This window comes from Streptococcus porcorum (assembly GCF_053203725.1).
Genome location: NZ_JBRUDG010000011.1, coordinates 20214 through 33146 on the forward strand (window position 1 = coordinate 20214; position 12933 = coordinate 33146).

The 12933-nt window shown below is 39.6% G+C and carries 9 protein-coding genes and 1 pseudogene; 2 read left to right on the forward strand and 8 right to left on the reverse strand.

What is annotated here, in order from left to right; translation table 11 throughout:
• Positions 1–133: 133 nt before the first annotated feature.
• The 6 genes and pseudogenes from pynA to ACVRWY_RS04385 all read right to left on the reverse strand — a co-directional run bounded on the left by pynA (position 134) and on the right by ACVRWY_RS04385 (position 6839).
• On the reverse strand, positions 134–817 hold the full coding sequence (gene pynA / locus ACVRWY_RS04360) for a pyrimidine 5'-nucleotidase PynA (RefSeq protein ID WP_354368324.1): 684 nt from the start codon (positions 815–817) through the stop codon (positions 134–136).
• Positions 818–939: 122 nt separating this feature from the next.
• Complete coding sequence (gene asnS / locus ACVRWY_RS04365) at positions 940–2286, reverse strand: asparagine--tRNA ligase (RefSeq protein WP_354368322.1); 1347 nt, start codon at positions 2284–2286, stop codon at positions 940–942.
• Positions 2287–2302: 16 nt separating this feature from the next.
• Positions 2303–2671, reverse strand: a pseudogene (locus tag ACVRWY_RS04370) (VOC family protein).
• Between the two features lie 8 nt (positions 2672–2679).
• Positions 2680–3864 (reverse strand): pyridoxal phosphate-dependent aminotransferase, encoded by a 1185-nt coding sequence (locus ACVRWY_RS04375; protein WP_354368320.1) that lies wholly within the window; start codon positions 3862–3864, stop codon positions 2680–2682.
• A complete protein-coding gene (locus ACVRWY_RS04380; protein WP_354368318.1) occupies positions 3861–4346 on the reverse strand; it encodes a cell wall elongation regulator TseB-like domain-containing protein in 486 nt (161 codons plus the stop codon). The genes ACVRWY_RS04375 and ACVRWY_RS04380 overlap by 4 nt, the downstream gene beginning before the upstream one ends.
• A 36-nt stretch (positions 4347–4382) precedes the next feature.
• Positions 4383–6839, reverse strand: a complete 2457-nt coding sequence (locus tag ACVRWY_RS04385) for a bifunctional DnaQ family exonuclease/ATP-dependent helicase (RefSeq protein WP_354368316.1) — start codon at positions 6837–6839, stop codon at positions 4383–4385.
• Between the two features lie 115 nt (positions 6840–6954).
• Between ACVRWY_RS04385 and ACVRWY_RS04390 the strand changes: the two genes are divergently transcribed.
• On the forward strand, positions 6955–8283 hold the full coding sequence (locus tag ACVRWY_RS04390; RefSeq protein WP_354368314.1) for an Nramp family divalent metal transporter: 1329 nt from the start codon (positions 6955–6957) through the stop codon (positions 8281–8283).
• Here ACVRWY_RS04390 and ACVRWY_RS04395 read toward each other — a convergent pair.
• Positions 8267–8545, reverse strand: a complete 279-nt coding sequence (locus tag ACVRWY_RS04395; protein WP_354368312.1) for a rhodanese-like domain-containing protein — start codon at positions 8543–8545, stop codon at positions 8267–8269. The two genes, ACVRWY_RS04390 and ACVRWY_RS04395, sit on opposite strands and share 17 nt — an antisense overlap.
• Before the next feature lie 285 nt (positions 8546–8830).
• Between ACVRWY_RS04395 and ACVRWY_RS04400 the strand changes: the two genes are divergently transcribed.
• Positions 8831–9463 carry an MBL fold metallo-hydrolase gene (locus ACVRWY_RS04400; protein ID WP_354368310.1) on the forward strand — a complete coding sequence of 211 codons (633 nt, stop codon included), beginning with the start codon at positions 8831–8833 and terminating at the stop codon, positions 9461–9463.
• A 215-nt stretch (positions 9464–9678) separates the two neighbouring features.
• Here ACVRWY_RS04400 and ACVRWY_RS04405 read toward each other — a convergent pair whose 3' ends face one another.
• Entirely contained in the window at positions 9679–12771 is a 3093-nt protein-coding gene (locus tag ACVRWY_RS04405) for a type III restriction-modification system endonuclease (RefSeq protein ID WP_354368308.1), read from the reverse strand.
• Positions 12772–12933: the final 162 nt, after the last annotated feature.

Below are 12933 nucleotides of genomic sequence, written 5' to 3' on the forward strand. Positions count from 1 at the left end.
TGTCAGTTTTCGCTAATATTTTATGCATTCATTATAGCACATTTTCATGAAAAAGAAGAGGTGAATTGAAACAAAATATTTTCCTAGGTTTCATAATACTAAAAAATAAAAAGCCTTCATTAACGAAGACTTTTTATAACAAATCCAATAACATCTGATAAGACGGTACTTCATAAGTTGGATGTAAAGAGGAGGACGTTTGATTCTTTTTAGGGTTATACCAAACTGTATCAATCCCAAAATCATTTCCGCCTTTTATATCTGCACTCAAGCTATCTCCAATCATCAAGGCTTCAGACTTGTTAAATCCTGGAATAGAGTTTGCGATATGATGATAAAATGCAACCTCTGGTTTTTGGCTACCTACTTCCTCTGAAATAAAGATTTTCTGAAAGAAGGGCTCTAGAGCTGATACTTTTAGACGTCCCTTTTGGATAGCGGCAATACCATTTGTAGCAGCATAGAGCTTGTAACCTCTAGCTGTTAAATCGACCAACAATTCCCTAGCACCGTGATACAGCTGTCCTTGCTTTGAGAGATGATTTTGATAAGCCTTAGCTAAAGCCTTACCATCAACCTCACGGCCAAAATGTGAAAACAATTTAGAAAATCGTGTATTCACTAACTCAGATTTTGCTATTTTTCCCTGTTCTAAATCTTGCCACATGCTTTGGTTCATCGGTTTATAGTAAGCCTTATAAGCCTCAATCGCCTCTACTTCTTGCTCTTTTAACAGCTCATCCAAGGCAAACTCTTCGGCAGCCTCAAAATCTAGCAAGGTATTGTCTAAGTCAAATAGTAAAAATTTATAGCTCATGATATCCTTTCTTCATTTAGAAAACTGTAAACTAGCTATCTCATCTATTCACTATCAGCTTATCTTTAAAATAGAAAGCAACCTGTGACAATAGACGGTTGCTTTCTTAATCTATCATTTGTTTATGGATGCAAACGGTGTAACATACGTGGGAATGGGATGGCTTCGCGGATGTGTTTTGTACCAGCAACAAAGGTCACCATTCGCTCAATTCCGATACCAAAGCCGCCGTGTGGCACTGATCCGTACTTACGAAGGTCAAGGTAGAACTCGTACTCTGACTTGTCCATGCCAAGCTCATCCATCTTAGCAACAAGGGCATCATAATCATCCTCACGCATAGAACCACCAATGATTTCACCGTAACCTTCAGGGGCTAAAAGGTCCGCACAAAGCACGCGCTCTGGATTACCAGGAACTGGTTTCATGTAGAAAGCTTTGAAACTTGCTGGATAGTTAACCACAAAGGTTGGGACACCAAAGTAATTTGAAATCCATGTTTCATGAGGTGAGCCAAAGTCATCCCCATGCTCCAAATGTTCATAATCTGTATCTTCATCTGCTTCATGCTCTTGAAGAAGGCTGATGGCATCATCATAAGACACGCGCTTAAATGGTTCTGCAATATAGCGTTTTAGAGCATCAACATCACGCTCAAGAGTTTCAAGTGCTTGTGGAGCACGGTCGATAACCCCTTGCATCAAAGCTTTAACATATGCTTCTTGCAAATCAAGCGACTCCTCATGTGAGAGGAAGGAATACTCGGCATCCATCATCCAGAACTCTGTCAAGTGACGGCGAGTTTTAGATTTTTCCGCACGGAAAACAGGACCGAAGTCGAAAACACGACCAAGTGCCATAGCACCAGCTTCAAGATAAAGCTGACCTGATTGGCTGAGATAGGCTGGGCTTCCGAAATAATCTGTTTCAAAAAGCTCTGTTGAATCTTCAGCAGCATTTCCAGAAAGGATTGGGCTATCGAACTTGATAAAGCCATTTTTCTCGAAAAATTCATAAGTGGCATAGATGATCGCATTACGAACTTGCTGAATGGCAACCTGCTTACGTGAACGCAACCAGAGATGACGATTGTCCATCAAGAAGTCTGTACCGTGTTCTTTTGGTGTGATAGGGTAATCAACAGATTCGCCAATCACTTCAAGATCAGTCACATCAAGTTCATAACCAAATTTTGAACGTTCGTCTTCTTTGACGATGCCAGTCACATAAACTGACGTTTCTTGGCTCAAACGTTTGATAGTATCAAACTTAGCAGCTCCTTCTTCTTCACCAAATTTTTCAAGGAAATTTGGTTTAAAAGCAACTGCTTGGAAAAAAGCAGAGCCATCTCGGAGTTGAAGAAAGGCAATCTTACCTTTCCCAGATTTGTTGGCAACCCAAGCACCAATAGTCACTTCTTCTCCTACATGCTTAGGCACATCAATAATCGTTACTAATTTTCTAGACATTAATTTTTTCTCTTTTCTAATTGTATTCCTCTTTGTGACAAACAGCCTCGATATTATTACTGTCTGGATCAATGATAAAAGCTGCGTCATAACCCTCATGATAATGGTTACGTTCCTAAGGAGCGCCATTATCTTTGTCACCAGCAGCTAAACCTGTATGGTAAAAGGTTTCAACTTCTTACGCATCTTTGTATTAAAAGCAAAGTGACGGGGATTTGCTTGACCACTCTCCAACCAAAAATCTCAAGCAGGAGCACTTCCTCTAAGCTAACCAAAGCTAACAGCATATTCATTGTCGAATCTTAATTTATAACCAAGTGGCTATAAAGTTTTTCGGCTGTTGAGACTGTAGATTTTTAACACAAATGCTAAAGTGGTCAATCATAAAACACTCTAGTTCTTTTCCATGAACTCTTTAATACGGCGAACAGCTTCTTTAAGGGTATCAAGGTCAGTTGCATAGCTCAAACGAACATTTTCAGGGGCACCAAACCCTGCACCTGTTACCAAGGCAACTTCTGCTTCTTCTAAAATAGCATTCGTAAATGCTGTCACGTCTGTATAACCTTTCATCTCCATAGCTTTTTTGACATTTGGGAAAAGGTAAAAGGCACCTTGTGGCTTAATCACCTCAAAGCCAGGAATCTCAGCTAATAGAGGATAAATAGTATTTAGGCGCTCTTCAAAAGCTTGACGCATCCTTTCAATCGGCTCTTGGTCACCTGTTAAGGCTTCAATGGCAGCGTATTGTGCAACTGCTGTCGGGTTAGATGTGGTTTGACTAGCAATTTTTGCCATAGCAGAAATAATTTCTGGCTCACCTACAGCAAAACCAATGCGCCAACCTGTCATCGCATAAGTTTTTGAAACCCCATTAATCACAATGGTTTGTTTACGAATGTCTTCAGAGAGGCTAGAAATAGGCGTGAAACGATTTCCATTATAAACCAAACGTCCATAGATATCATCAGCCAAAATCAAAATATCATGCTCAACTGCCCAATCACCAATAGCTTTTAACTCTTTTGCTGTATAAATCATGCCTGTTGGATTAGATGGTGAATTGAGTAAAAGAACCTTTGTTTTTTCTGTACGCGCTGACTCTAACTGTTCAACAGTAACTTTAAACTGATTTTCCTCAGTCGCTTGTACAAAAACTGGTTGTCCTTCCGCCATTTTAACCTGATCAGCATAAGATACCCAATAAGGCGTTGGGATAATTACCTCATCATTAGGATTAAGAACTGCCATAAAAAAGGCATAGAGAACAAACTTGGCACCTGTTGCCACCACCACATGATTTGGTGTCACAGAATAACCATAGTAATTTTCCATGTAAGTATTGATCGCATCCTTTAACTCAGGAAGTCCTGATGCCACCGTATAAAAGCTTGCTTTACCATTTGAAATGGCTTCAATCGCCTTGTCTTGAATATGTTTAGGTGTTGCAAAATCTGGTTCACCTAAGGTCAAAGCTAAAATATCACGACCTTCAGCTTTCAATGCCTTAGCACGCGCTCCTGCAGCTAAGGTAACACTTTCTTCCATAGTAAGCACACGCTCTGATAGTTTTGTCATATACCCTCCGTTTTTACCAAGTCCCCAGTTTTAAAATCAATGATATAGTAGGTTGTTCCAGATGCCACTTCCCAGATAGGTTTATCATCCATATAACCCAAAGTTGCCTTAACTGATTTAGCACCATTTTCTTTAGCAATCTGTTCTGCTGCTTGTCTAGAAATCCCTTCTTTAGTCGGTATAATATGGATATCTTTATCTTTTATACCAATCACCACCACAACATTTTCATCTTGAGCAGTTTTACCAAAGACACTATAATAGCTTGTTTGTCCATTATACCGATCAATACGACTCACACTGGTTAACTGGGCTTCCTTTGTTGCCACAGCCTTCACCATGTTTTGTGTGTCAATATTGGGTTTCATAGAGAAAAAAATCACTAAGATAGTGGATAGAAATAAGACGAAAAAGACTAAACCAAGACCAATGATGAACTGCTCTTTGGTTGAGAGAACTCGTTTTCTTTTACGCTTTCCCATTTGATCTTCCTAAATTATTTGATGTTTTCTATTATATCAAAAAAAGCTTGTGATTTCAGTTACAATATCAGGAAATTTTTTGCAAGATAGAGAATTATTTTGCTCAAGTATCTGACAAATTTGTTTACCGTAACTTTTTGAGACTACTCGTTTATCTAAAATCAGAACTGCAGATACTTGATTTTCACGGCGCTGAGTTCTTCCGATAGCTTGTTTTAATTTCAAGGTCATGACAGGTAAGGTATAGTCATAAAAGGGATTTTTATGGTTTTGTCGCAAGTAGTGATTAACCTTTTTGACAAATCGATCTTCTGGATTTTCAAAAGGTAGGCGGGTAATCACCTCGATGAGCTGGTCTTGATGCACAAAATCAACTCCTTCCCAAAAACTGCCTGTCCCCAGCAAGATATTAGCTTCTCCTCGATCAAAACGTTTTTTAATATTGTAAGCCAAGCCATTTTTTTCTTGACAGAGATGTTTCACCATCAAGGTATCCAAACGCTCCGATACTGCCAACATATGCTGTTTGGAATTAAATAACACTAAAATAGGCTTTTCTAGCTGGGAGAGTGCCATCAAGCGTCTAGCAATCTCTTCTTCATAAATGGCATCTGGTAAATCCACCAAATTTGGCATGGAAGTGTCAACCCATATCTTTTGATCAGAAGACTTACTTGATTCAATCCGATAAGCCTCATAATCTGCTATGCCAAGTAGATCTGGTAAGGTGACACGCTTACTAATCTCTAAGGTCGCTGACACAAAATACACTTTAGTTAAGTCAGGTATGAAGGTTTGAAAACGGAACAAGTCAAGACGTGCTGCATTTAGGTAGGTTTTTCGTTGCTCTTGATCGACTTCACTCTCAAACCAATAATCGCTGTAGTAAGGTAGAAAAATCTTCCACAGATCTTCTTCTAAACGAAGAGGATATTCCTTGATATCTTGTCGTATGAACTCTAGGAGGTCTTGTGATAAACTCACTTCTTTTTTTTGATAAAAAGCCTGACTGGCCTGTGAAAGGTTAAATTGAAGACGTTCAAGGAGACGTTTTTGTAAAAGATTAGCCGTCTGCTTGGCTTCTTTATCTAGCCATTGCAAGGTCTGGGTAATATCTAAACGTCGGCGAGAAAAGTTTTCCAAAGCTAAAAAGAATTTTTGAGCTTCGTCAATCACTAATACTTTTCCTTTTACAAAATCGATATCATCTTGCATCCTTTCAAGAAGGTAAGCGTGGTTGGTAATTAAAACTTGACTGCTTTTTGCTAGTTGGTCCGAACGCTCCCAAAAATCAACCGTTGCAAAGAGAGAATCTCTTTTCACTTGACCATCATGACGTAACTCATCAAAATAAGACTCTAAGCGCTGCTTTTGCCTAATTTCATCCAAATCTCCTGTTTTAGTTTCAACCAGCCACACTAAGATTTGCATTTTAAAACGATTGAGTAAGCGATTTTTATCTTGGCGCTGCAGACTTTGATAAAAGGCATCTAATTTGATGTAATTTCGTGGACTTTTCACACTATGGCTATTGATGTGAAAGACCTCTTTGAGCTGCTTTGCTTCATTTTCCATGATCTGATCTTGCAACAATTTTGTCGGCACACTTACTAAAATCTGCCCCTCTGCCTTAGCTAATAAAGGCAATAAGTAACCGTAGGTCTTACCAATTCCTGTCTGTGCCTCAATAAAACTAGGAACGAAAGAACCTAACCCGTCTTCAATGAGCTGTGCAAATTGTGATTGTGCAGCTCTCTCTTCTAAATCTAACAAAGCAAGATTAGTCAGAAAGTCTTGTGATAAATATTTGGATTTTCTGTATTGCTTGCTATGTTGAATGACCAAACCACCAACTTCCAAGAGATGATCTGGTAACTGAGTGGGGACTTCCTCAAAAATCTCTTCAAGAACCAAACGCGACTCAAACAGAAGATGGTCCGCAAAAGACAAAATGGTTTCCAATGTTATCTTAGGTAGGCTAGCCATTTTTTCTCTGATTTTTAGAAAAAGCTGTGCTGTCGCATAAGCATCAGCTATAGCTGTATGCGCATCTTGTAAATCTAGGTCCAAGACTTCTGCTAAATTAGGTAAACTATATTTTTCAAAGCTCGGAAAAAAGACTTGTGCCAATTCAACCGTGTCAACTCTAGGTGTTCGTAACTCATACCCTTCAAAGAACAATTCTTCTGCTAAAAGATTGGCATCAAATTTGACATTATGGGCGACAAAAATACAATCCTCAATCAAGTGAAAAATCTCTCTTGCCACTTGCGAAAAATCAGGTGCCTTAGCCAAACGTTCATCGGTCAGACCTGTTAGTTCTACAATATGGTCATCTAAACTTTCATGAGGGTTAACATCTGTCTCGTAAGTTTTTATAATGTGATGATTTTCGATAATCACAATACCAACTTGAATAATTCTAGCATTGCTACCTGCAGAGGTTGCCTCCAAATCAACCACGGCATATTTTCTTGATTTTTTTTGACTCATAACACCTTAATTATAGCATAGTGCACACTATTTCAGCATGAGAAAGGGAGATTTTATCTTATTTAGACATATGTTATAATGATTCTAACCTTATTTTAGAAAGACGATTATTGTTATGATAAACTCAAAAAAATCACTGGCTGAGGTTCATGCTAGTATTTCTGTCCCAAAAACCAATAACTTTTGGAAACTTCTGATGACTTTTATAGGTCCTGGAAGTCTAGTAGCTGTAGGCTATATGGATCCTGGAAACTGGATAACAAGTGTTATTGGAGGTGCTAAGCACGGCTATAGTCTTCTCGTTGTGATTCTCATTTCTTCTTTAATTGCCATGCAACTTCAGCAAATGGCTGGAAAACTAGGTATGGTTACCCAGAAAGATTTGGCACAATTAACAGCAGAACATCTTCCAAAACCTGTCCGATACCTCTTATTTGTCATTGCAGAATTGGCTTTAATGGCAACTGACCTAGCTGAGGTTATTGGATCTGCAATTGCACTTCATTTACTCTTTGGTTGGTCCTTGATTTTCTCAGTCTTTGTAACCATATTTGATGTTTTTATCCTTCTTTTACTGATGAAATTTGGGTTTAGAAAAATCGAAGCACTGGTTAGTACCCTCATTTTAACCATCTTTTTGATTTTTCTTTATTTGACCTTTCTAGCTAAACCGCACCCCAGTGCAATCTTTGCTGGCTACCTTCCTCAGACCATTCTCTCCAGTCCTCCTAGTCAGTATGCGTCACTTCTGACCCTATCACTTGGCATCATTGGGGCTACTGTCATGCCACATAACCTTTATCTGCATAGTGCTATCTCACAAACAAGAGCAGTTGATACCAGAGATAAAAAGGCATTAAAAAAGGCCATTCATTTTATGACCTTAGATTCTAATCTTCAACTTAGCTTAGCCTTTTTGGTCAATTCCCTCCTTTTAATTTTAGGCGCCAGCATTTTTCAAGGAAAAGCAGAGCATATTAAAGCATTTTCAGATATGTATCAAGCACTGGCAGACCCAAAAATCGCTGGTAGCATTGCCAGTGCTAGCCTATCAACACTTTTCGCCACAGCCCTCTTAGCTAGTGGGCAAAACTCCACTATCACAGGAACGCTGACAGGGGAAATTGTCATGGAAGGCTTTCTTAATATCACCTTACCAAGATGGTTGATTCGCATGATTACAAGAAGTGCTGCTCTATTACCTGTTGCCATCTCTGCCCTAATTTTTGGCAATACAGAAGGGGCGCTAGATCAACTCTTAATTTACTCTCAGGTCTTTTTATCTATCGCACTTCCTTTTTCCATTTTTCCTTTGATTTATTTTAGCTCTAAAAAAGACCTCATGGGGGAATTTCAAAATCGCAAATGGAATACCATATTAGCTTATGCGGCAGCTGTTATGTTGACACTGTTAAATCTCAAGCTGATTATTGACTTATGGTGAAACCTAAATCCGTAAGCTCCTCTAGGCCACCTAGATTGGTTACTTTAGTAAATCCCTCATCTTTCAAATAAAGGGCTACCTGTTCTGCACGAACCCCTGCTTTACAATAGACATAAAGTTCCTGTGTTTGATCAGCAGTTTTTGCCCAATGGGGAATGTCACTCATAGGAATATTTTGGCTGCCCGTGATATGCCCTAGAGCATATTCCTCAGGTTCTCGAACATCAATCAGAAGGGCATTAGGATTCATTTTTTCTAACATTATCTACTCTTTTCTATCTTGATATACTTAGTATAGCAAATTTTAATAAGAATATCAGATTTTTAAACAATCAGAATAGCTTTCCCTTCAAACAACCTAAATACGGTGAGTAGGTTAATTCTTAATATAAGCTTCTCTAAAATCAGCTTCTCTTTACGATCAAGTAAGTATCTGAATTGAGATTCTCTTCTAAAGAAATACTATTTCATTTTAACAGTGCCTTTTTCAAAATAGCAAGCACTTCAAAAAATTTACTTTTTCCTCTTTTTTAGGTAAACTGGACTTATGGAAATTATTCGACTTTTAAATGCTGTCGCACGTGAAAACACTTATCTTTTAATAAATGATGAAGCTTGTCTTGTCATAGATCCAGGAAGTGATCATGCTGCGATCATTCATCAACTAGAAAAACAAAATCGTCCCTTGGCAGCTATCTTATTAACCCACACCCACTATGACCACATCATGAGTGTGGATATTCTTAGAGAGCGCTATGCTTGCCCAGTCTATGTTTCTGAAAAAGAGGCTGACTGGCTCTTTACCCCTGAGCTTAATCTTTCTGGTCTTGACCGCCACTCCGATATGCCTGATGTGATCATCAAGCCAGCAGATGCTTTTTTTAACTACCATAGTCCTTACCAGCTCTCTGGCTTTCAGTTTAGTGTCGTCCCTACACCTGGCCATTCACACGGTGGGGTTTCCTTTATCTTTGAAAAAGAGGAAACTGTCTTTTCTGGTGATGCGCTTTTTAAAGAAACTGTCGGACGTACTGACTTGCCAACTAGTAACTTTGATGATCTCATCTCTGGGATAAAAGAGCAACTGCTGACGCTCCCTAATCACTATACCGTTTATCCTGGACACGGTTGGGATACCACCATTGGACACGAGAAAACCTTTAATCCGTTTTTAAAATAAGAAAAAAGTCCGTATAGCCTTCAGAACGTAGACAAACTCCTAAAAATATAAAAAATTAGAGAAGTTTGCGAAAGATGACAAATTATTAAACTCTCAGAAATGTTGATATTCAAATGTTTCTGAGAGTTTTTATTTTCAACATAAAGAAAAAAGATTGAAGAAAATTATCCAAAATGGACTTTTTCTTCAATCTGAAGTCTATGCGGGCTTTTTTCTTATTTTAAAATTGATAAGAGACTCTCATAAGAATCTACCACACCATAAACACGTTCGTCTTCTATCAAACCTTTTTCTTTCAAGGCTTTGAAGTGGGCCTTGGCACACTCAATTTTTGCCAACTCTGCCCCTTTCAGTTGCAAACTAGACATGGAACCCTTGGTTTCGGCTACAAAGTAAACATGCTTAACCGAACCATCTCGAAAGGCAATTGCCCAGTCAGGGTTGTAATCACCCAGAGGTGTGGAAATTTTAAATTTGCTTGGCAATTTAGTATAAACCATAACATCTTCAAATTGGTCCAACTCTTCTTTGAACTTCTGTTCTGTATCCGAATCAACCTTCACATAGTTATAAACTCCTTTTCGGGATTCTAATAACCGCTTATCTGATAATTTCCCACTTTCTGGATTGTCTGTAAAAACAGAAGTGTCAAAGGTTTCTTCCAAGATATTGTAACGAATATGCTCAATCACCTGACTGGCCTTTTGCTCGTTGATGAGGCGGCTTGTTCGTTGGATAAATGCCTCAGGGTTATAGGCGAACATCTCAAACTTGCTTGGTGAAATCTGATTCAAGATATTGGCAATAGTTTTTCGTTTCAACTCCGTGCGACTGGCGATTTCACCCAGTAAATCATATCGGAGTTGAATAGAGGTCTTGTCCAATTCAGCCTGACGCTTGCCATCCTTATTAACCTTGAAATCAAGACCTTGTTCAGCCTTCATTTCTTTTGCTTCAACCTCTGTAATCATATAGCTTGGCTTTTTGACAAATAAGCCCTCATTTAAAGCCTTAATAGATTTTTCAATCAACTCCTCATCATCAAACTCAACGTAGTAAGTGGACTTGTGATGAATACTTTCCCACAAGCGCTTAAACTCTTGGCGATTGTAGTTATCAGGGTTAATTTCCCTAGCAAAGACCACTTCAGAATCATTTTCACGCTCAATCTGGTAACGATTGGCATCGTAAATCGTTTCTAAAATACCTTTTACAGCTACTTCATAGCCAGCTAGATTTTCAGAAAGAACAAACTGACTCGTTTCTTTTTGTTCAAAATAGGTAGCGGTTAGATTTCCCTTGCTGTCAATATAATCTTGCTTAATCAACTGGCATTCAATCTCTTTAGCCACTTCCTTGGTAACAGTCAGTTTTTGACCAGCTTCATTTTCCAAGACTTTATCGACAAAGAGATCTACTTCCACTTTACTTGGTCGATCAGCCAGAATTTCCTTGAGTTCTTTTTGTAGGTTCTTGGCAAAGTCTTCGTAGCTTTCATTGGCAATGACGGTCAATTTGTTAATGTTATGAACATCTGCTCCTAAGAGTTCCTCATCCTGTCGAACCCCTTTTTGGTCAACAGCAAGACGCATCCCACGACCAATCTTTTGCCGTTTTTCTGTCTCCGTACCCGTATTTTTCAGAGTACAAATCTGGAAGACATTGGGATTGTCCCAGCCTTCTTTGAGGGCTGAGTGGGAGAAGATAAAGCGTACTGGCTCATCAAAGGACAGCAGACGCTCCTTGTCCTTCATAATCAAATCAAAGGCATCCTTGTCGTTGGACTGGTTGTTTCTCTTCTCAGTTGCCGATTTGTAATCCACAAACTTGACCTTGTCCGATTTTTTCACCTTATCAACGGAGAAATAACCTGCGTGAACGGGATTGCCTTCCTGATGATTATTTAGATAGTGCCAAAAGTTGCTGCCATGGAGGTTGGGATCGGCCAACAAGGCCTTGACCTGGGCTTCATATTCTTCTTCAAACATCTGGGCATAGGTGCCATTGTAGGCATCATTTTGATCGTCGTAGCACTTATACTTGGCAACTTCATCGATGAAGAAGAGAGAAAGTACCTTGATACCTCGTTTATATAGGCCTTCTTCTTTTTGCAGGTGACTGGCAATGGTTTCCCGAATCTGAATACGACGGATGTCATCTTCGTTGGTTTCCCCAATCACTTCGCCAACATGGAGTTTGCGATTGGCACCGATTTGAATGGAGTTTTCACCCTCAAACGCATCAAAATTACTCAAGGTCCAACCATCCTGATAGGCTGGGAGATTACCAGATTCTTCAAAAAGGACAAACGGTTCTTCAACCAGCTTGGTCACCCGCTTGACATTACCTGACTTGGTTCGCATCTCAAACTCAATCCGAGCCTTGGGCCCTGATTTTTGCGGAACCAGTTCTTGCAGATAAAGGTAGCCTTGTGTACCTGTGGTAGAAGTCTGCTCCACGGTCTTTACGGCAATCTTTTTAACCAACTTTTTATTGTAGGCGTCCAAGGCATCTAGACGATAAATCATATCGTGCTTGTCCTTATGGGTCGCTGAATAGCGGAGGGTAAATAGGGGCTTGAAATCCACAAGGCGTTCTTTGGTCTTTTTCCCCTCAACCGACTGAGGCTCATCGATAATCAAAATCGGATTGGTCGCCGCGATGACATCAATGGGCTTTCTCCAGCGAAAACTTTCCTGTCTGTTATTAATTCGATTAGCTTCTGTCCCCTTTGAATTAAAGGCCTGGGAGTTGATGATCATGACCTGAATGTCCGAGGAGTTGGCAAACTTGTCCAGCTCACCCAAACGGCTAGAGTCATAGACAAAGTAGCGTGGTTTCTTGCCGTACTCCAACTGGAAATGGTCTGCCATCATCTCAAAGGACTTGAGCACCCCCTCACGAATGGCGATACTCGGCACCACGATGATAAACTTGAGCCAGCCATACTGCTTGTTGAGCTCCATCAGGGTGCGGATGTAGGTATAGGTCTTCCCTGTCCCTGTCTCCATCTCAATGGTCAAATTGTAAGACGGACGACCATCCACTTTTTGGATGGATAGGTTTTTGGAAGGTTTTAAATGATTGACTTGCTGAATCTTTCTAACTTTTTGGCTGACAATGTCCTGCGAAAGCCGGATGGGAGCATTGCGGAAACCGATAAAATTCATATCCAGTTCCGCATCCATTCCCTGACCCTTGTCTATGTGGTAGTCAAAACCGCTGTGTTTACCCTGACCAGCAAAAACATCCACAACAGAGGCCACCGCATCTAACTGAAATTGCTGCTTCTTAAATTGAAGTTTCATAATTAAGATACTAAGGGCGTCTAAGGAACACAGACAAAATAGGCATTTTTAAATTGGAGTTTACTCCAAGTAAAAATGATCTTTTTGTCCAAGTCCCTAGCCCGTGTTCAGTTAAACCTGAACATTCCTTTCTAAATATTTTGGAAATAAGCGAAATGAAAG

Coding starts and splice junctions, on each gene's coding strand:
- pynA (WP_354368324.1), bottom strand. CDS start 817: ATGAGCTATAAATTTTTACTATTTGACTTAGACAATACCTTGCTAGAT.
- asnS (WP_354368322.1), bottom strand. CDS start 2,286: ATGTCTAGAAAATTAGTAACGATTATTGATGTGCCTAAGCATGTAGGA.
- ACVRWY_RS04375 (WP_354368320.1), bottom strand. CDS start 3,864: ATGACAAAACTATCAGAGCGTGTGCTTACTATGGAAGAAAGTGTTACC.
- ACVRWY_RS04380 (WP_354368318.1), bottom strand. CDS start 4,346: ATGGGAAAGCGTAAAAGAAAACGAGTTCTCTCAACCAAAGAGCAGTTC.
- ACVRWY_RS04385 (WP_354368316.1), bottom strand. CDS start 6,839: ATGAGTCAAAAAAAATCAAGAAAATATGCCGTGGTTGATTTGGAGGCA.
- ACVRWY_RS04390 (WP_354368314.1), top strand. CDS start 6,955: ATGATAAACTCAAAAAAATCACTGGCTGAGGTTCATGCTAGTATTTCT.
- ACVRWY_RS04395 (WP_354368312.1), bottom strand. CDS start 8,545: ATGTTAGAAAAAATGAATCCTAATGCCCTTCTGATTGATGTTCGAGAA.
- ACVRWY_RS04400 (WP_354368310.1), top strand. CDS start 8,831: ATGGAAATTATTCGACTTTTAAATGCTGTCGCACGTGAAAACACTTAT.
- ACVRWY_RS04405 (WP_354368308.1), bottom strand. CDS start 12,771: ATGAAACTTCAATTTAAGAAGCAGCAATTTCAGTTAGATGCGGTGGCC.